At 60.9% G+C, this 19,074-nt stretch carries 20 protein-coding genes; 14 read left to right on the forward strand and 6 right to left on the reverse strand.

Annotated features, from left to right (window positions below):
- The first annotated feature begins 1 nt into the window (after position 1).
- Both CSQ95_RS05980 and CSQ95_RS05985 read left to right on the forward strand, forming a co-directional pair.
- Positions 2 to 775, forward strand: coding sequence for an ABC transporter ATP-binding protein (locus tag CSQ95_RS05980; protein ID WP_034747484.1), 774 nt, complete (start codon positions 2 to 4; stop codon positions 773 to 775).
- Complete coding sequence (locus CSQ95_RS05985; RefSeq protein WP_070224505.1) at positions 772 to 1,491, forward strand: ABC transporter ATP-binding protein; 720 nt, start codon at positions 772 to 774, stop codon at positions 1,489 to 1,491. The genes CSQ95_RS05980 and CSQ95_RS05985 overlap by 4 nt, the downstream gene beginning before the upstream one ends.
- Positions 1,492 to 1,621: 130 nt before the next feature.
- Here CSQ95_RS05985 and CSQ95_RS05990 read toward each other — a convergent pair whose 3' ends face one another.
- Complete coding sequence (locus CSQ95_RS05990) at positions 1,622 to 2,188, reverse strand: phasin family protein (protein WP_070224506.1); 567 nt, start codon at positions 2,186 to 2,188, stop codon at positions 1,622 to 1,624.
- A gap of 350 nt (positions 2,189 to 2,538) precedes the next feature.
- On the opposite strand from CSQ95_RS05990, the gene CSQ95_RS05995 reads away from it, so the two are divergent.
- From CSQ95_RS05995 to pbpG, 3 genes are all read left to right on the forward strand, one after another.
- Entirely contained in the window at positions 2,539 to 3,456 is a 918-nt protein-coding gene (locus tag CSQ95_RS05995) for a DMT family transporter (RefSeq protein ID WP_034785174.1), read from the forward strand.
- Positions 3,457 to 3,470: 14 nt separating this feature from the next.
- Positions 3,471 to 4,190: a nitroreductase gene (locus CSQ95_RS06000; protein ID WP_099408865.1), complete on the forward strand. Its 720-nt coding sequence runs from the start codon at positions 3,471 to 3,473 to the stop codon at positions 4,188 to 4,190.
- 177 nt (positions 4,191 to 4,367) lie between these two features.
- The gene (pbpG, locus tag CSQ95_RS06005; RefSeq protein ID WP_099408866.1) at positions 4,368 to 5,441 is read left to right on the forward strand and encodes a D-alanyl-D-alanine endopeptidase; all 1,074 of its coding nucleotides are present in this window, start codon (positions 4,368 to 4,370) and stop codon (positions 5,439 to 5,441) included.
- Positions 5,442 to 5,548: 107 nt separating this feature from the next.
- Here the strand turns inward: pbpG and CSQ95_RS06010 are convergent, their stop codons facing one another.
- Entirely contained in the window at positions 5,549 to 6,328 is a 780-nt protein-coding gene (locus tag CSQ95_RS06010; RefSeq protein ID WP_046685991.1) for an IclR family transcriptional regulator, read from the reverse strand.
- Between the two features lie 153 nt (positions 6,329 to 6,481).
- Between CSQ95_RS06010 and CSQ95_RS06015 the strand changes: the two genes are divergently transcribed.
- The 8 genes from CSQ95_RS06015 (at position 6,482) to CSQ95_RS06050 (ending at position 13,368) form a co-directional block, all read left to right on the forward strand.
- A complete protein-coding gene (locus tag CSQ95_RS06015; protein ID WP_035821531.1) occupies positions 6,482 to 6,865 on the forward strand; it encodes a diacylglycerol kinase in 384 nt (127 codons plus the stop codon).
- 130 nt (positions 6,866 to 6,995) lie between these two features.
- Entirely contained in the window at positions 6,996 to 8,000 is a 1,005-nt protein-coding gene (locus CSQ95_RS06020; protein ID WP_099408867.1) for a sulfate ABC transporter substrate-binding protein, read from the forward strand.
- Positions 8,001 to 8,044: 44 nt separating this feature from the next.
- On the forward strand, positions 8,045 to 8,611 hold the full coding sequence (locus CSQ95_RS06025; RefSeq protein WP_070224511.1) for an alpha/beta hydrolase: 567 nt from the start codon (positions 8,045 to 8,047) through the stop codon (positions 8,609 to 8,611).
- A 43-nt stretch (positions 8,612 to 8,654) separates the two neighbouring features.
- The gene (locus tag CSQ95_RS06030) at positions 8,655 to 9,293 is read left to right on the forward strand and encodes a peroxiredoxin (protein ID WP_099408868.1); all 639 of its coding nucleotides are present in this window, start codon (positions 8,655 to 8,657) and stop codon (positions 9,291 to 9,293) included.
- Positions 9,294 to 9,617: 324 nt separating this feature from the next.
- A complete protein-coding gene (gene cysT / locus CSQ95_RS06035) occupies positions 9,618 to 10,427 on the forward strand; it encodes a sulfate ABC transporter permease subunit CysT (protein WP_099408869.1) in 810 nt (269 codons plus the stop codon).
- Positions 10,424 to 11,350 (forward strand): sulfate ABC transporter permease subunit CysW, encoded by a 927-nt coding sequence (gene cysW, locus CSQ95_RS06040; protein ID WP_099408984.1) that lies wholly within the window; start codon positions 10,424 to 10,426, stop codon positions 11,348 to 11,350. Before cysT ends, cysW begins: the two co-directional genes overlap by 4 nt.
- A gap of 1 nt (position 11,351) precedes the next feature.
- Entirely contained in the window at positions 11,352 to 12,422 is a 1,071-nt protein-coding gene (locus CSQ95_RS06045; protein ID WP_034747519.1) for a sulfate/molybdate ABC transporter ATP-binding protein, read from the forward strand.
- Positions 12,423 to 12,435: 13 nt separating this feature from the next.
- Positions 12,436 to 13,368: a CysB family HTH-type transcriptional regulator gene (locus tag CSQ95_RS06050; protein ID WP_070224514.1), complete on the forward strand. Its 933-nt coding sequence runs from the start codon at positions 12,436 to 12,438 to the stop codon at positions 13,366 to 13,368.
- Here the strand turns inward: CSQ95_RS06050 and CSQ95_RS06055 are convergent.
- A complete protein-coding gene (locus tag CSQ95_RS06055; protein WP_099408870.1) occupies positions 13,365 to 13,718 on the reverse strand; it encodes an MmcQ/YjbR family DNA-binding protein in 354 nt (117 codons plus the stop codon). The two genes, CSQ95_RS06050 and CSQ95_RS06055, sit on opposite strands and share 4 nt — an antisense overlap.
- On the reverse strand, positions 13,715 to 14,326 hold the full coding sequence (locus tag CSQ95_RS29960; RefSeq protein ID WP_070224516.1) for a DUF2185 domain-containing protein: 612 nt from the start codon (positions 14,324 to 14,326) through the stop codon (positions 13,715 to 13,717). Before CSQ95_RS29960 ends, CSQ95_RS06055 begins: the two co-directional genes overlap by 4 nt.
- 338 nt (positions 14,327 to 14,664) lie before the next feature.
- Here CSQ95_RS29960 and CSQ95_RS29965 point away from each other — a divergent pair, with 338 nt between their 5' ends.
- Positions 14,665 to 15,222: a PEP-CTERM sorting domain-containing protein gene (locus CSQ95_RS29965; RefSeq protein WP_227742023.1), complete on the forward strand. Its 558-nt coding sequence runs from the start codon at positions 14,665 to 14,667 to the stop codon at positions 15,220 to 15,222.
- 84 nt (positions 15,223 to 15,306) lie between these two features.
- Here the strand turns inward: CSQ95_RS29965 and CSQ95_RS06070 are convergent, their stop codons facing one another.
- Together CSQ95_RS06070 and CSQ95_RS06075 are read right to left on the reverse strand one after the other, a co-directional pair.
- Positions 15,307 to 17,730: a TonB-dependent siderophore receptor gene (locus tag CSQ95_RS06070; protein ID WP_099408985.1), complete on the reverse strand. Its 2,424-nt coding sequence runs from the start codon at positions 17,728 to 17,730 to the stop codon at positions 15,307 to 15,309.
- A gap of 294 nt (positions 17,731 to 18,024) precedes the next feature.
- Entirely contained in the window at positions 18,025 to 19,071 is a 1,047-nt protein-coding gene (locus CSQ95_RS06075) for an aldo/keto reductase (protein ID WP_099408871.1), read from the reverse strand.
- Between the last annotated feature and the right edge of the window lie 3 nt (positions 19,072 to 19,074).

A 19,074-nucleotide genomic window follows, 5' to 3' on the forward strand; every position in this document is an offset into this window, starting at 1 on the left:
CATGAGCGAACAGATCATTCTTAATATCGCCGGCGTAAATAAACGTTTCGGCGGCTTGCAGGCGCTCACCGACGTGGGCATTACCATCCGGCAAGGCCAGATCTACGGCTTGATCGGGCCGAACGGCGCCGGCAAGACGACCTTCTTCAACGTCATCACGGGCCTGTACCAGCCCGACACGGGCACCTTCGAGCTGGCCGGCAAGCCGTATTCGCCGTCCGCGCCGCACAAGGTGGCCAAGGCGGGCATCGCGCGCACGTTTCAGAACATCCGCCTGTTTGGCGACATGACGGCGCTGGAAAACGTCATGGTGGGGCGCCATGTGCGCTCGCACCAGGGCGTGTTCGGCGCCATCTTCCGCCACAAGGCGGCGCGCGAGGAAGAAGCATCCATCCGCAAGCGGGCGATGGAGCTGCTCGATTTCGTCGGCATCGCCCAGTTCGCCAGCCGCACGGCGCGCTTCTTGTCGTACGGCGACCAGCGGCGCCTGGAAATCGCCCGCGCGCTGGCCACCGATCCGCAACTGCTGGCCCTCGACGAACCGGCGGCCGGCATGAACGCGACGGAAAAGCTGGCCCTGCGCGAATTGCTGGTGAAAATCAAGGCGGAAGGCAAGACCGTGCTGTTGATCGAGCACGACGTGAAACTGATGATGGGACTGTGCGACCGCATCACGGTGCTCGAGTATGGCAAGCGCATCGCGGAAGGCTTGCCGGCCGAAATACAACAAAACCCGGCCGTCATCGAGGCTTATCTGGGGGGATCGCACGCATGAGCAATATATTGAAGGTGGCGGGCCTGCACGTGGCTTACGGCGGCATCAAGGCGGTGAAAGGCATCGACCTGGAAGTCAACCAGGGCGAGCTGATCGCCCTGATCGGCGCGAACGGCGCCGGCAAGACGACGACCCTGAAAGCCATCACGGGCACTTTGCCTGCGTGCAAGATCGAAGGCACGATCAGTTACCTGGGCGAATCGCTCAAGGGCACGAAGTCGTTTCACCTGGTGGAAAGGAAACTGGCGATGGTGCCGGAAGGGCGGGGCGTGTTTACGCGCATGTCAATCCGCGAAAACCTCATGATGGGCGCCTACACGCGCACGGACAAGGCCGGTGTCGAGGATGACATTGCCAAGTGGTTCGACGTGTTTCCACGCCTCAAGGAGCGGGCGGCGCAGATGGCCGGTACCCTGTCGGGCGGCGAGCAGCAGATGCTGGCCATGGCGCGCGCCCTGATGAGCCATCCGAAGCTGCTGCTGCTCGACGAGCCGTCGATGGGCTTGTCGCCCATCATGGTCGAGAAAATCTTCGAGGTGATCCGCAAGGTGTCGTCCGAAGGCATCACGATCTTGCTGGTCGAACAGAATGCCCGTTTGGCCCTGCAGGCGGCGCACCGCGGCTATGTGATGGATTCCGGCCTGGTCACCATGGGCGGCAACGCGGCGGCCATGCTCGACGACCCGCGCGTGAAGGCGGCGTATCTGGGGGAGTAAGGGCGGGAAAGTAAAAGCGCATAAAAAATGCCCCAGCAGGGCTGGGGCATAATGGCATCCGTCAGGGAAGTGCGGGATGGATGCCTGGAGGAGCTGGTAACAACGGACCGCCGTAGCGGTCGCGCAGGAATTACTTGGCGGCAGCGCGCGGTACGACTTTTTCAGCCGCTTGCGTGAACTGGTTCACGGCCGAGGTCAGGTTCGCTTCGATGGCTTCGACAGCTTGCTTGCTGGTTTTCGAGAACTGCTCGTAGCCTGCATTGGCGTTGCCGATGGCACTTTTCAGGATGGCAACGGCGTTTTCCGAACCGGCTGGCGCGTTCTTGGTGACTTCTTCCACCAGGGACAGGACTTTGCGGTTGGTTTCAGCGATTTGCGTTTCAGCAGCTTTGCTGAACTCGGCTTGCGTGCCCGACGTGATGGCAGCCAGGTGACGGCCGTAAGCGATGGCTTTTTCGGCGCTAGGCTGGGCTTGAGCAGCGCTCAGCGAGAAGAATTCTTGTGGATCTTTTGCCGACAGCAATTGCTTGGCGGCGGCAGTCGATTCTTCCAGAGTCGCCTTGGCAGCGGTCAGGTTCAGTTCGACGATCTTTTCGATGCCTTCGAAGGCTTTGCCCGTCAGCGACGAGAACAGGGCGAATTGGGCTTCCAGGTTGGCTTTGGTAGCGGACGAAAATTGCTCAGGAATTGAAAACATATAAATCTCCAAAAAATCGAAATCTGGTTAATTTGATGCTGCGTGTACCGTTTGGGAAAGCAGGTGAATCTAAATTTTTCAAGCTGAACAAGAATTGTGCAACGCAACAAACCCTATTCTACGGCGAAAAAAAACGAAGTCAAGCGTTTCTTGTGCGATGCAACAATTGAATAGATTTGCATCAAAAGTCATTGTTTCTAAAGAGAAATATTTGATTTCTACGTGTCAATGGTTTATGTCTAAACTATCGTTTCCAGTGGCTGCGGGGACGATCGCGGCGCAGCATGCTAGACTTTGCCTCCCGCACTGGCGCAGGCCCCGGTGCCGATCCTGTTTCCCGAGTTGATACCATGTCCAATCTTCCCGCCGCGGCTGGCGCCAGTGGCAAAGCCTCTTTCCTGACCACCCTGGCGCCGATGGCCTTGCCTGGCTTTTTCGTGTTGTTATGGAGCACAGGTTTTATCGTGGCCAAGTTCGGCTTGCCGTACGCACCGCCGCTGACCTTTTTGCTGCTGCGCTTCCTGGGCGTGCTGGTGATCCTGCTGCCGCTGGTGCTGCTGTTGCGCGCGCCGTGGCCCGTGGGCCAGTTCCGCCAGATCGCCGTGGCCGGCATTTTGATGCAGGCTGGCTACCTGGCCGGCGTCTGGTGCGCCATCAAGCTGGGCATGCCGGCCGGCCTGTCCGCACTGATCGTGGGCATGCAGCCCGTGCTGACGGCCTGCGCCGCGCCGCTGATCGGCGAATCCGTGCGCCCGCGCCAGTGGCTGGGCCTGTTCTTTGGCTTGCTGGGCGTGGCCCTGGTCGTCTACGCGAAGATCAACCTCGTGGGCCTGACGGTGGAAAGCGTGCTGCTGTGCGTGTTCGCCCTGCTGTCGATGACGGCCGGCACCATGTATCAAAAACGCCACTGTCCGCAGTTCGACTTGCGCACCGGCACAGTGGTGCAGTTTGCCGCTTCCATCGTCGTGGTCTTGCCATTCGCCTTGTATTACGAAGGTTTGGACCTGCATTTCAGCAACGTCCAATGGACGGCGAATTTTATTGGCGCCTTGTTGTGGTCGGTACTCGTGCTGTCGATCGGCGCCATCTTCCTGCTGTTCGCCCTGATCCGCCGCAGCGACGCGACGAAAGTGACGGGTTTGCTGTACCTGACCCCGCCCACGACGGCCGTGATGGCCTGGCTGATGTTTGGCGAAGCATTTAATATGCTGGGCATCGCCGGCATGCTGGTGGCCGTGGTCGGCGTGGTGTTTGTAGTCAAGAAATAGCAGGGAGCAGCGCAGTGAGCAAGCCAGTATCTGAAACACAGACGGCGCAGCAAGCCGTCGATAGCGTCATCCTGTCGCGCCGTTCGATCCGCGCCTTCTTACCCACGCCGGTGGCGCAGGACGATATCGCGCGCATCCTGGAAGTGGCGGCGCGCGCGCCCTCGGGTGCCAATATGCAGCCGTGGAAAGTCTACGTGCTGTCGGGCGAGGCGCGGTTGCGCCTGTCGCGCCGCATCCTGGCCGCGTATGCCGCGCCGAAGGCGCCCGATGCGCCCGCGCGCACGGCGTCGTATACCTATTACCCGCGCCAGTGGACGGCGCCGTTCATCGAGCGCCGCCGCAAGATCGGCCTGGACCTGTATCAGCTGCTGGGGCTGGAGCGGGGCGACACGGCCGGCATGGCGGCCCAGCATGGACGCAATTTCCAGTTTTTCGATGCGCCCGTGGGCCTGATCTTTACCATCGAGCGGGTGCTGGAACAGGGTTCCTGGCTCGATTACGGCATGTTCTTGCAAAATATCATGCTGGCGGCGCGCGCGCGGGGACTCGACACGTGCCCGCAAGCGGCCTTCATCCATTACCATGACATCATCCGCGACGAGCTGGGCGTACCGGCCAGCGAAATGGTGGTATGCGGCATGGCCCTCGGCTATGCCGACCCGGACAAGATCGAGAACCGCCTGAGCACGGAACGCGAGCCGCTGGCCGGTTTTGTTAAATTCATGGACAAATAGACATTGCTGGCGATGTACGCCGGCAAACAGCCGCTCAAAGATGAGCTTGTTTGCTGATCGCCAACAATTTGTATTTCAGTGCTGCAATAAATACTGTCCTAACTGTTAAATAGGCTTGCGAATACTCTGCATTTCGCTACACTGCAATAAGGCAACAGCTTCACGGGGAATTATCGAATGGCTAAGTTTAAACTTGCGCTGGGTATCCTGGCTTCCCTGCTGTTTGCATTGGCGCCGGCTGCGGCCGTGCACGCCAGGGAAGCGAACGGCAAATCCTCAGCCTCCAATAAACACAACACCAAGAAAATCAAGATCGTGCTGCGCAAGGGCGCGACGGTCGCGCCACGCGAAAAGAGCGTGCGTCGGGTCGTCATGGTGCGCGGCAAACGCAAGGTCATCTATCAAAAAGTCAGCAGCGTGGCCGTGCCCATGGCCGCCCCGATGCCGACCATGGGCGACCTGGCGGGCCTGAACCTCACGCGCGATCCGCTCGACCTCAAGTCGAGCGTGGCGCTGGTGCTGGACCAGAACAATTCGGAAGTGCTGTTTGAAAAGAATTCGAATGTCGCCCTGCCCATCGCCTCCATCACCAAGATGATGACGGGCCTGGTGGTGGTCGAAGCGCACCAGGACATGGATGAAGTGCTGACGATTACGGACGAGGACGTCGACCGCGCCAAGTTCAGCAGCTCGCGCCTGAAGGTGGGCTCGCAGCTGACGCGCGGCAACATGCTGCACATTGCCCTGATGAGCTCGGAAAACCGCGCCGCTTCGGCGCTGGGCCGCAATTATCCGGGCGGCTTGCCGGCGTTTGTCGACGCCATGAACAGCAAGGCGCGCCAGCTGGGCATGATGGATACGCATTACGTCGATTCCAGCGGCTTGTCGAAAATGAACGTGGCCAGCGCGCGCGACCTGGGCAAGCTGGCCATGGCCGCCTTCCGCCATCCGCTGCTGCGCGAGTACTCGACGGACCCGAAAGCCATCGTCGAAGCCAGCGGCCAGCCTATGCAGTTTGGCAATACGAATCATCTGGTGGCCAACCCGGGCTGGGAAATCGGCTTGCAAAAGACGGGCTTCATCAATGAGGCGGGACGTTGTCTGATGATGCAGGCCGTCATCGAAGGACGGGCCGTGATCATGGTCTTCCTCGATTCCAAGGGGAAACAGTCGCGTACGGCCGATGCGGGACGCATGCGCAAGTGGCTCGAAGCATTGAAACCTGCCAACATGAGCCTGCCCGGCGGTTGATTAAGTTTCAATGCGAATGTCCAGGGCTGCGTTGCACTAACTCGCCGTACTAGTCGTACTGTCTTCGTTAGTGCGCCTTGCCCTGAACATTTTTATACGGCAGTGCTTTAGTCTTGGGGAATGAATCCCAGTGTGACGGAAATCTGATTCGCCGTTTCCACCAGGTCCACCAGCCACTCATCCTGCAGGCGGTCGGCCGGCGCGGATATCGACAGGCCGGCGATCAGCTTGCCCGAGTCGTCGCGGATGCCGGCGGCCATGCAGCGCACGCCCAGTTCCAGCTCTTCATTGTCGCGCGCATAGCCGCGTTCGCGCACCAGGCTCAACTCGCGCTCGAGCTTTTGCAGATCCGTGATGGAATTCTTGTTGTGCCCGGCCAGCCCCGTGCGCGTCGCATACGCGCGGATGGCTTTCGGTTCATCGACGGACAGGAACAGCTTGCCGGTTGACGTCAGGTGCAGCGGGCCGCGGCCGCCGATGGCGCGCACCACCTGCATGCCCGAGCGCTCGGAAAAGGCGCGGTCGATGTAGACGATCTCGTCGCCCTGGCGCACGGACAGGTTGATGGTTTGCTGGGTTTTCTTGTGCAGCTGGCGCATGAAGTCCAGCGCCGCTTCGCGCACGCTGAGGCGGCTTTTCACCACATTGCCCAGTTCCAGCAGGCGCATACCCAAGCGGTAAGTGCCCGGTTCGATGCGGTCGACGAAGCGCGTCAGTACCATGTCGTTGAGGATGCGGTGCGCCGTTGAGGGGTGCAGGCCGGACACTTTCGACAATTCCTTCAGGCTGACCGGGTCGGAATATTTGGCCAGGGCATCGAGCAGGGCGACCATGCGTTCGATCACCTGTATCGTCGTCTTTGGGGCTGCGACCGGTTCAATTTTCATGATGGATTTGGTGCAATGCAGTATTCATGCATCTTTATACCATGATGTGAAAAAATAGTGAAATGTTCCGAGATATTCAGCGAATAAATTGTCACAATTCTCATGTTGGCCGTCATAATTGGCGGCTGGATGGACTTTGAACCATGGATAACTATGCAACCTGTAAATGAATTCAAGAGCAAAAGCGGCTTGAAACGGATTTTTTCCGCCTTTTTCTACTCGCTCGACGGCTTGAAGGCGGCCTGGCGCCATGAACACGCGTTCCGCCAGGAACTCGGTTTGTTCGTCGTCGGCACCGTGATCGCCTTGTTGTTGCGCATTTCCGCCTTTGAAAAGCTGGTGCTGATCGGCGTGCTGCTGCTGGTGCTGATCGTCGAACTGATCAATTCGGCAATCGAAGCCGTGGTCGACCGCATTTCGCTCGAGCGCCATCCGCTGTCGAAAAACGCCAAGGACTTCGGCAGCGCCGCCGTGCTGCTCACGTGTATCCTGGCTTTCGCCACGTGGGCTGTGGTGCTGTTCAACCGTTTTTATTAAGCACTAAATCCCCGTTGCGCGCCGTCCATATGCGAATATCGAATATCGAACGGCGAAACGCTTCGTTCTCTTTGCGGCCGTTGCGCCGTAATCTGGTGGCTCTGAAAGTTCAACCATACGGGGATCTTAGATGCTGTCGAAAAAAATCATCATTGCCGCCGCCATCAGCGCGTTTGCCGTTCTGCAAACGGCGCAGGCTGCCGATATCACCCTGCTCAACGTGTCGTACGACCCGACGCGCGAGCTGTACCAGGATGTGAATACGGCATTTGCCAAGGAGTGGAAAGGCAAGACGGGCGACAACGTCAAGATCAAGCAATCGCACGGCGGCTCCGGCAAGCAGGCGCGCGCCGTCATCGACGGCCTGGAAGCGGACGTGGTGACGTTGGCCCTGGCCTATGACATCGACGCGCTGGCCGAGCACAAGCTGCTGGCCGCCGACTGGCAAAAGCGCCTGGCGCACAACAGCTCGCCTTACACCTCGACCATCGTCTTCCTGGTGCGCAAGGGCAACCCGAAAGGCATCAAGGACTGGAACGACCTGATCAAGCCGGGCGTCTCCGTCATCACGCCGAATCCGAAAACCTCGGGCGGCGCCCGCTGGAACCATCTGGCCGCGTGGGGTTATGCGCTGCGCCAGCCGGGCGGCAGCGAAGCGAAGGCCAAGGATTTCCTCGGCAAACTGTATAAAAACGTGCCCGTGCTCGATTCCGGCGCGCGCGGCGCCACCACCACCTTCGTCGAACGCGGTATCGGCGACGTGCTGATCGCCTGGGAAAACGAGGCGTATCTCGCCGTCAAGGAACTGGGCCCGACCAAGTTCGACATCATCACGCCGTCCGTCAGCATCCTGGCCGAGCCGCCCGTGGCCGTCGTCGACAAGTTTGCCGACAAGCATGGCACGCGCAAGGTGGCCGAGGCTTACCTGAACTACCTGTACACGGACGAGGCGCAAGACATCATCGCCAAGAATTACTACCGTCCGGCAACGGACAAGGCGGCGAAGAAATATGCGTCGCAGTTCGCCAAGGTCAACCTGTTCACCATCGAGCAGGTGGCCGGCGGCTGGACGGCGGCACAGAAGGCGCACTTTGCCGACGGCGGCATCTTCGACCAGATCTACCAGCCTAAGTAATACCGGATGGCACGATTGCCAGACCGTTACTAAAAGGATCCATCATGGCGCTGCGCAGCTTTTCCGATTACCGGGTACTGATCGTGCCGGGCCTGCATAACAGCGGTCCCGAGCACTGGCAGAGCCGCTGGCAGCGCCTGTATCCGCAATTCGAGCGGGTCGAGCAGGACGACTGGAATGAACCCGACCTGGCGACCTGGTCGGCGCGCCTGGACCAGGTGCGGCGGCAGGATGCGCGCCCGACCCTGATCGTCGCCCACAGCTTCGGCTGCCTGACGACGGCGCACAGCCTGGCGCGCGACCCGCAGGGCGTGGCCGGCGTGCTGCTGGTGGGGCCGGCCGACCCCGACAAGTTTGGCGTGGCGAAGGCATTGCCGCAAAAGCGGCTGCCTTGCCCCGGCATCCTGATCGCCAGCCAGACGGATCCGTGGATGACGGCCGAACACGCGGCGCAGTGGGCGCGGCGCTGGAATTGCAAGTATATTGATGGCGGTGCGCTGGGCCATATCAACGCCGAGTCGCGCCTTGGTGACTGGGTCTACGGCCAGGCGCAGCTGCAAACACTGTTTGATCTGGCGCAAAGCGACAAGCGCCACCGTCAGGCAGCCTGATACGACGAACATCTTCGCCACACAACTTCTGAAGGAGATCACGATGACTTTACGCCTGGGCGATGTCGCCCCTGATTTTGAACAAGACAGCTCGATCGGCCCGCTCAAGTTCCACGAGTGGGCGGGCAATTCCTGGGTGGTGCTGTTTTCCCACCCGGCAGATTTTACGCCCGTGTGCACGACGGAGCTGGGCCTGACGGCCAAGCTCAAGCCCGAATTCGACAAGCGCAACGTGAAGGCCATCGCCCTGTCCGTGGACGCGGCCGAGTCGCACAAGAGCTGGATCAAGGATATCGAAGATACGCAAAACACGGTGGTGGGCTTCCCCATCATCGCCGACGTCGACAAGAAAGTGTCGGTGCTGTACGACATGATTCACCCGGAACAGTCCGTCACGGCCACCGTGCGCTCCGTCTTCATCATCGACCCGAACAAGAAAGTACGGCTGATCCTCACGTATCCGCTCAGCACGGGCCGCAACTTCAATGAAATCCTGCGCGTCATCGATGCCCTGCAATTGACGGACGGCTACACGGTAGCCACGCCCGGCAACTGGAACGATGGCGATGACGTCATCATTCCACTGACCGTGCAAGACCCGGACGTGATCAAGCAGAAATATCCGAAGGGCTTTACGGCCGCGAAGCCATATCTCCGGTTGACGCCGCAGCCAAACAAGTAAGAGCACCGAAAAAACGTCCATGGCGTTGTTGCATTGCCTCGCCGTACATTCGTACTGTCTTCGGCAACGCGCCTAGCCCTGAACGTTTTATTCGGCACTCTTGTTTCCACAAAAAACGCACCTGTCCGGTGCGTTTTTTTTCGCCCATAGATTCTGCCGGCAAGTATGCAAAATCCATCTAAGCAAATGAGAAATGGTTAGTTCTTTTTATAACGATTGCATGTGATTATTGCGACCTATAACTCAAAAATGTAATAAGAAGGGGTTTCCATGTCTGAAGCAACACTAGCGCCGCCCAAGGCGCGCGGAGCGCCGTTTCGGGTCATGCCGGGGTTTAAGTTGTCACTGGGCTTCACGCTCTTTTACCTGGCCTTGATCGTCCTCATTCCCTTGTCGTCGGTGTTCCTGAAAACTTTCACAATGACATGGGACGCCTTCTTCAGCGCCGTCACGTCCGACCGCGTGATGGCGTCATACCGCCTGACGTTTGGCGCCTCGCTGATCGCCGCGCTGCTGAACGTGGTGTTTGGCGGCATCCTGGCCTGGGTGCTGGTGCGCTATAAATTCCCCGGCAAGCGCATCATCGACGCGCTGGTCGACTTGCCGTTCGCCTTGCCGACAGCCGTGGCCGGCATCACCCTGACGGCCTTGTATTCGTCGAACGGCTGGTTCGGCCAGTTCATCGAAGGCGTGCTCGGCATCAAGGTGGCGTTCACGCCGCTGGGCGTGGTGGTGGCGCTGACCTTCATCGGCTTGCCGTTTGTCGTGCGCACCGTGCAGCCGGTGCTGGAAGACGCGGAAAAGGAACTCGAAGAAGCGGCCGCCAGCCTGGGCGCCAATTCCCTGCAAACGTTTATCCGCGTTATCTTCCCCACGATCTTGCCATCGTTGCTGACGGGCTTTGCGCTGGCCTTTGCCCGCGCCACGGGCGAGTACGGTTCCGTGATCTTTATCGCCGGCAACATGCCGATGGTGTCGGAAATCACTCCGCTGTTCATTATTACCAAGCTGGAGCAATACGATTACGCAGGCGCCACGGCCATCGCCGTGGTGATGCTGGTGGTGTCTTTCCTGCTGTTGTTGACGATTAACCTGCTGCAAGCATGGACGCGCGGAAAGGCGAAGAAATCATGAGTACGAATACGACTGCCGCCGCTGGCGTGGACACTGCGCTGCCCAAAGTGCGCCGCTTCGAGCCGAACGTCGGCCCCGTGGTGCTGGAACCGCTGTGGGTGCGCACGGTATTGATCACCATTGCCTTGCTGTTCCTGACGACATTCCTCATCGTGCCCCTGGTGGCCGTGTTTGCGGAAGCGTTCAAGAAGGGCTGGGAAGCGTATATCGCCGCCATCATCGATCCGGACGCCATTTCCGCCATCAAGTTGACCCTGATCACGGCCGCCATCGCCGTGCCGCTGAACCTGGTATTCGGCGTGGCCGCTTCGTGGTGCATCGCCAAGTTCGAGTTCCGCGGCAAAAGCATTTTATTGACCCTGATCGACTTGCCGTTTTCCGTTTCCCCGGTGATTTCCGGCCTGATATACGTGCTGATGTTCGGCGCCCAAGGCTGGTTCGGCCCGTGGCTGCAGGCGCACGACATCAAGATACTGTTCGCCGTGCCCGGCATCGTGCTGGCCACCATCTTCATCACCTTCCCGTTCGTGGCGCGCGAACTGATCCCGCTGATGCAGTCGCAAGGCAGCGAAGAGGAAGAGGCCGCCATCGTGCTGGGCGCCTCGGGCTGGAACACTTTCCGCAGAGTCACTTTGCCGAATATCAAGTGGGGCTTGCTGTATGGCGTGATCCTGTGTAACGCCCGCGCCATGGGCGAGTTCGGCGCCGTGTCCGTCGTCTCCGGCCATATCCGCGGCGAAACCAACACCATGCCGCTGCAGGTGGAGATTCTGTACAACGAGTACAACTTCGCCGCCGCGTTTGCCGTCGCCTCGCTGCTGGCCTTGCTGGCGCTGGTGACTTTGGCCCTGAAAGCCTTCATTGAGTGGCGTTTGAACGAGAGCGACGCCGACGATTCCGCCTTACGTTCCACGGAGCACTGATATGACCATCGCAGTTAAGAACATCCACAAGCGCTTCGGCGATTTCGTCGCCCTCGACAATATCTCGCTGGACTTTCCCGCCGGCGAACTGACGGCCCTGCTGGGCCCGTCGGGTTGCGGCAAGACCACCTTGCTGCGCATCATAGCCGGTCTGGAACATCCGGACAGCGGCCAGGTGCTGCTCGATGCGGAAGACGCGTCGAACCGCCACGTGCGCGAGCGGCAGGTCGGCTTCGTGTTCCAGCATTACGCGCTGTTCAAGCACATGACGGTGTTCGAAAACGTGGCGTTCGGTTTACGCGTGAAATCGCGCAGCGAGCGCCCGTCGGAAGACCAGATCCGCCGTAAAGTGAAAGATTTGCTGGAGCTGGTGCAGCTGGACTGGCTGGCCGACCGCTATCCGCCGCAATTGTCGGGTGGGCAACGCCAGCGCATTGCCCTGGCGCGCGCCCTCGCTGTCGAACCGCGCGTGCTGCTGCTCGACGAGCCGTTCGGCGCGCTCGACGCCAAGGTGCGCAAGGAATTGCGCCGCTGGCTGCGCCGCCTGCACGACGACTTGCACGTGACCAGCATTTTTGTGACGCATGACCAGGAAGAGGCGCTGGAAGTGGCCGACCAGGTCGTGCTGATGAACAAGGGGACCGTCGAGCAACTTGGTTCCCCAGAGCAAGTCTATAACCACCCGGCGTCGCCCTTCGTGTACGGCTTCCTGGGCAACGTCAACCTGTTCCACGGCCGCGTGCATGACGGCGTGATGGCGACGGGCGACGCCAGCTTCGAGGTGCCCGATTACGCGGGCGTGAGCGACAGCAAGGGCACGGCCTATGTGCGTCCGCACGACCTGGAAATCGACCGTTACACGCAGGGCGCGGAAGGCATCGTGGTGAAACTGAGCCGCGCCCATGCGATCGGCCCGCTGGCCCAGCTGGACTTGCAGCGCGTCGATAACAGCGAGCTGATCGAAGCTGTGATGTCGAACGAGCGTTTTACTCATTTGCAGCTGAAGGAAGGCGAGACCCTGGTCGTGCGTCCGAAACGCCTCCACGTGTTCGTTGAACCAACAAGAACCTAAAGGCTGAAAATATATGAACTTTCAACAACTGCGTTCGATCCGCGAAGCGGCCCGCCGCGGCTATAACCTGACGGAAGTGGCCAACGCCCTGTTCACGTCGCAGCCGGGCGTGAGCCGGCAGATCCGCGAACTGGAAGATGAGCTGGGCGTGGTGATTTTCGAGCGCAACGGCAAGCGCTTGACGGGCTTGACGGAGCCGGGCAAGGGCATTTTGAAGATCGTCGACCGCCTCTTGATCGAGGCGGAAAACCTGCAGCAGGCCAGCCTCGAATACAGCGGCCAGACCAGCGGAACGTTATCGGTGGCGGCCACGCACACGCAGGCGCGCTATGCGTTGCCGAAAGTGGTGCAGGGCTTTCGCGCCGCCTTCCCCGACGTGCGCATCGCGCTGCAGCAAAGCGCGCCCGAGCATATCGCGGAATGGGTGCTGTCGGGCAAGACCGATATCGGCATCGCCACGGAGGGTTTGAGCCAGTTCCCCGACCTCGTGTCGTTCCCGTGCTACCGCTGGAGCCATCTGATCGTCGTGCCGGACGGCCACCCGCTGCTCGAGCACTCGCCGATCCGCCTGGAAGACCTGGCGAAATACCCGTTGATTACCTACGACAAGGGTTTCACGGGCCGCGGCCATATCGACGATGCGTTCGCCAAGGCGGGCGTGACGACCGACATCATCCTCACGGCCATGGATTCGGATGTCATCAAGCAATACGTGGCGCTGGGCCTGGGCGTGGGCATCGTCGCCTCGATGGCCTTCGACCATGGCCGCGACAAGGGGCTGCGCGCCGTGGAAGCGTCGCATCTGTTCGCCACCAACACGACGCGCCTGGCCGTGCGCCGTGGTGCCTACCTGCGCGCCTACGCCTACGAGTTCATCCTGCAGCTGGCGCCGGACCTGACGCGCGAAGACATCGACCGCGCCATGGCGGGCGAGGAAGCCCTCTAGGCGATGGCCGCCTTTTGCGCGCGCGTCAGGCTGGCCACGGCGCGCGCGTAGCTATCCTGCACCAGTTCCGCCAGGTAATCGGTGGGGAAGCGCGCCACGTCGACGATGGTGACCCAGTGAAAGCGGCCCATGTAGCGGGCCGGTTTCACGCCCGGCATGTCCGTCAGTTCGATGAATCGTTCCGCGCTGACGCGCAGGCTGAAGCGCCACTGTTCCGGTGCGCTGGTCTTGAAATAGGCAAACTTCTTGCCGCTTACCTCATACACGAGGATGTTCGACGGCGCACCGTACAGCACGGCTTGCGCGCCGGGCAGGGCCGCGCAAAATTGCTTCAGTTCATCTGTTGTCATTCGTCCACCGCCATGAATTGTTGCGTGTTGCGGTCGAAGGCGTACGCCGCGCCGGCAGGGGCGTCCAGCAGCGCAATAAAACGGTCGTCCACGCTGAGCACGGCGCCCAGCGACACGAGGGCCACGTTGGCGCTGTCGTTGATGTAGTCGTCGCTCTCGTCGTTGGCCGTGAAGCGCCAGCCGCTGTCGTCGTCGTTGTCCGGCGCTTCGCGGTACAGGTAGCCGACGGGCGCGCCGTCTTCCAGCACGCGTTTCGTGACGAAGCACAGGCCCGCGTAGCGGTTGACGAGGTTATCGTCATCGTCGTGCTGGGTATTGATGATGTGGCGCGCCGCGAAGGCGATGGGGTCTTTGGCGCGCAAATCGGCGATGTAGCCGGGCATGTTGTCGAGCTTGCCCGTAAAGTGCCCATGCGGCTCGACCGTGTCGACCAGCACCCACATGCGCTCGGCGCCCGGCGCCTGCGGATCGTCGCTGTGGAAGGCGAAGATCAGCTTGACCACCTCGCCGGGGCGCACCTGGGCGATGGCTTCGGGCGGCGATTTATAGAAGGTGTAGGGATGGCGCGCCGCCAGTTCGGCGGCGTCGGCCAGGTGCCAGCTGGGCATGGTTATCCATCATCAAGAAGAGTAAACCCCATGGTAGCCGATTGCGTGTCAGGATGACCACGCATACCTGCAGGCTTGCCATTGCCGCTTGGCATGTGCTGATCTACAACAATCCTGCTTCCCCGACCAGCGCCCGGTCATGGCAAGGAGGGCGGTACGCCCCTTCATAGCCGGACTCGGCAAGAAACTGATGAGACCGATTGAAAATACCAATGGTAAAATTTGTTTCTTTTATTGCATTTTGATTTCCTGGATGATATCTTTTGCTCAATCGCAAAAAAATATAACAAAAATATAATCAACATTGTGTTTTTTGAAATTTATCAATAGGGAAAATTATGAACACGACTAAACATGCTGTGCTGGGTCTCTGCCTTGCTGTCTCGGCTTGCCTGGCGCCATTGGCCCAGGCGGCGAACTGGGTGGAAATCACCGATCCCGCCATGAGCGGCTTCCTGGTGGGCGGCAAGACCGTCACCTACGGCAGCGTGGCAGCGGACTCGGTCTGGGTGTTTGACGGCGCCAACCCGTCCGGCCCGCAAAGCGCGGCCGCCATCCAGAGCTTGGTCAGCAGCAAGTTTGGTCTGCCATCCAGCGGCACCGGTTCCCTGGTCTTTGCCGCCCAGGGCGACCTGGAAAGCGGTAAGTCCGGTTCGTTCACCGTCAAGTCCAGCTTCGACTACCTGGCCGTGCACTATGGCCGTGGCGAACTGCTGTTCCACTGGGACGCGCCGCTGGCCGCCAATACGCTCATCACCATCAGCAATCTGCCGCGCGGCCTGAGCAATTTCCGCGCATACAGTTCCGTCTCGGCCGTGCCTGAGCCAGCGACCTACGGCATGTTGATGCTGGGCCTGGGTCTGGTCGGTTTTGCCGCGCGCCGCCGCCGCGCCTGAGCCTGCAGCGCCTGCGGGCGCAAGACATGAAAAAAAGCCCGCGCATCGGAAGATGCGCGGGCTTTTTGCATGGCGGAGCGGTATTTACCAGCTATAGCCAGCCTTGGCGTAGTAATAGCGGCCGTTGAAACCGTTCGGCGCGAAGATGCTGTAAGGCTGGGTACCGTTGACGTTCAGGTTGCCCGCGCTCGTCACTTGCGCCGGATAGCGGTTGGTGACGTTGTCGATGCCGGCCACCAGGCGCCAGTTCTTGCCCAGTTTCACGGAACCGGACACGTCCAGCACCCATTGCGGGTCATACGTCTGGTCCAGCTTGACGTCGTTCTGCGGCACGGTGAAGCTGCCGTAGCGGGTCACGACGCCGTGCGCATTCCAGATGCCGAAGCCGTAGTCGGCGGCCAGGCTGAACTTGTCCTTCGGCGAGGCCACCGTGATGCGGTCGATGCTCTGGCGGTCGATCAGTTTCAGGTTGTTGGCCGTCAGGATGGCCGGATTATCGGCGATTTTCTGTACCGTGCTCTTGTTGTGGTTGTACGCCACGGTGAGGTCCAGGCGGTCCTTGTCCTGCAGGTCGATGCGGTAGGTGCTGACGATGTCCACGCCTTCCGTGCGCGTATCGACGGCGTTGGTGAAGTAGCGCGCTGCGCCCACGGTCGAGCCTTGCGTCGCCAGCTGGGCCTTGAGCTTGTCGTTCAGCGCCAGATTGGCCGAGAACAGGATGCGGTTGTCGATGTCGATGCGGTAGGCATCGATGCTGGTGGTGAAGTTGCGGCTGGGCTGGAACTGCAGGCCCAGGCTGTAGTTGCGTGCCTTTTCCGGCTTCAGGTCTTGCGCACCGAGGGCGCGCGCCTGCGGCGTGTTGACGGCGAAGGTGCCCGTCTCGATGGCCGTATTGTTGCCGTTGATGACCTGGAAGTTGGTGGTGGTGATGGTGTAGTACTGCTGCGCCAGCGACGGCGCGCGGAAGCCGCTCGACACGGTGCCGCGCAGGGAAAGCGCGTCCGTGAACGCATAACGGGCCGAACCCTTGGCCGAGGTGGTGCTGCCGAAATCGCTGTAGCGCTCATGGCGCAGGGCCACGCCGCCCGACAGTTTCTTCGTCGCTTCCGCTTCCAGGTTCACATAGACCGACTCGTTGTGGCGCGAGTGGCTGCCCGCGTTGACAGGACGGAAGCCGGCAAAGCCTTGCGAACCACCGCCCGTGTACGATGCTTCATCGCCGGCGCCGATGCTGTATTTTTCATGGCGCGCTTCGGCGCCCACGGCCACCGTCAGCGGACCCGTAAAGAAAGAGACAGGAAATTCGCGCGCCGCATCGAGGTTGAATACGGTCTGTTCGTTTTTCAGCGAGCCCGCATAGAAATGCGTGGGGCTGTTGGCGCCCAACGACTGGTTGACCGTATTGTCCAGGTCCAGCTCGAACTTGTTGCTGCCGTAATTGAGGCTGGCATCCCAGCGCCAGCCGGCCGCTTCGCCGCGCAAGCCCGTCACCAGGGACTGGTCCGTCAGGGTGCTGTTTTGCAATGGCAAAAAGCCTTCCGGGAAGAGCGGCGTGCGCTGGACAAACTGCTTCGAATTATTCGGGTCCGTGATCAGCGCCGTGCGCCAGGTGGCGGCGGCCGACGTGTCGCGCTTGCCGTAGTTGCCGAAGGCATACCAGTCGAGGTTGTCGCTGATGTGGTATTCGCTGTTGAGGAAAATCGTTGCCGGCTTGCTTTCCGGGTCGCCATAGCGCTGGTTGACCTTGCCGTAGCGCGGTTCCAGCGGGTTGCGGAAATCGGCACCGGCGCGGTTGGTCGGGTCGCGTTCCGCCACTTCGGCCGAGACGCGCACCCAGCCGTCCTCGCCCAGGGCGAAGCCGGCCGAACCCTTGATGGATTTTTGCTTGCCGTCGCGTTCCTGCGTCTGGCCATAACCCACTTCGATATCGCCGCCGGCCGCGCCTTTTTTCAGGATGATGTTGATCACGCCGGCAATCGCGTCGGAGCCGTACTGGGCCGCCGCGCCATCGCGCAGCACTTCCACGTGGTCGATGGCGGCCAGGGGAATGGCGTTCAGGTCGACAGGCGCCGAGCCGCGGCCCAGCGAGCCGTTGACGTTGACGACGGCCGAGGTATAGCGGCGCTTGCCGTTCACCAGTACCAGGGTCTGGTCGGGCGACAGGCCGCGCAATTGCGCCGGACGCACGGCGTCGCTGGCGTCGGCGCCCGTGGCGCGGGCAAAGTTCAGCGATGGCAGCAGGCGCGCCAGCACGGTGGCCAGCTCGCCCGAACCCGTGCTTTGCAGGTCGCGCGAGGTGAGGATGTCGATCGGCGATTCGGAATCGATGGTGCGGCGGTTCTTGGCGAAGGTGCCGGTGACCACCACCGATTGCAATTCGCCTTCGGCCGGCAGCTCTTGCTGCGCCTGCGCCTGCATCGGCAGGCTGAAGCAGGCGACCAGGCTGGCGGCGATCACGGTTTTTACGGGGAGGGCGGGAAGTTGGGAGCGGGCGTTGCTTGAACTCATCGACGATATCTCTTCGGTTGTGGTTGCGCGGACCATGGCGGTCCGGTGATGCAATCAGATTAACAGTGGGCACGCGGCGTGCTTACGAATCGTTCTGTCTATCGATATGCAATAAATATCTGAAAGACGTCAACATGGTGCGCGTAGCGCATATGGCCTCGTTTCCAGCATACGACCGGGCACGGCAAGGCCGCAATGCTGCACAGCAGTAAATTGCCAGCTGTTGTATAAATACGACTATCTGCGATGAGCGTGGGGAGCCTGGCGACGGCATGCGCCGCCAGACGGCGGGCCTTACTGTCCCGGATTGGGCAGACTGGCGTGGATGGCGTCGACGGCCGCCACCAGTTCCGGCGACAAGGTGAGGTGATGCGCATCGATATTTTGCTGCAACTGCGCCACGCTGGTGGCGCCGATGATGGTCGACGCGACGAACCAGCGCGAGTAGCACCACGCGAGTGCCAGCTGCGCCGGCGTCAGGCCGTGCGCGCGGGCCAGCGCCGCATACTGGCTGGCTGCCGCGATGGTGGCGGGGCGCACGTAGCGGGGACTCCAGCCGGCCGGGAAGCGCGTCAGGCGGCCCCTGGCTTGTGGATTGTCGAGGTACTTCGCTGTCAGCTGGCCGAACGCCAGCGGGCTGTAGGCCAGCAAGCTGACGTTCTCGCGGTGGCAGGTTTCGTCGAGCAGGCTCGTCTCGAAATGGCGCGCCGTCAGGTTGTACAGGTTCTGGATCGAAACGATGCGCGGCAAGTCTTTCAGCTCGGCCTGCTTGATGTATTCGCACACGCCCCACGACGATTCATTCGACACGCCGATGTGGCCGATCTTGCCTTCCTCGACCAGCTTGCCCAGCACGGCCAGCGTCTCTTCGATGGCGACCGACGCGTGTTCCTTGCGCGGGTCGTACACGCTGGCGCCGAAGATGGGCAGGTTACGGCTGGGCCAGTGCAATTGATACAGGTCAATGTGCTCCGTCTGCAGCCGGCGCAGGCTGTCCTCGACGGCGGCGCGGATATTGACCGCGTCGTGATCCGTCTTGCCCCTGCGTATCCAGTGCATGCGCGAGTTCGGTCCCGCTACCTTGCTGGCCAGGACGATCTGGCTGCGCTTGCCGCTTTTCTTCAGCCAGCTGCCGATGTAACGCTCCGTGCTGCCCTGCGTTTGCGCGCTGGCCATCACCGGATACATCTCCGCCGTGTCGACGAAGTTGATGCCACGTTCCAGCGCGTAATCGAGCTGGCTGTGCGCTTCGGCTTCCGAATTCTGTTCGCCGAAGGTCATCGTGCCCAGGCAGATCCGGCTCACTTCCAGGCTGCTGGAACCCAGCTTGATCTTTTCCATGCG

It is taken from the genome of Janthinobacterium sp. BJB304 (genome assembly GCF_002735765.1).
In the GTDB taxonomy this organism is placed as follows: domain Bacteria; phylum Pseudomonadota; class Gammaproteobacteria; order Burkholderiales; family Burkholderiaceae_D; genus Janthinobacterium.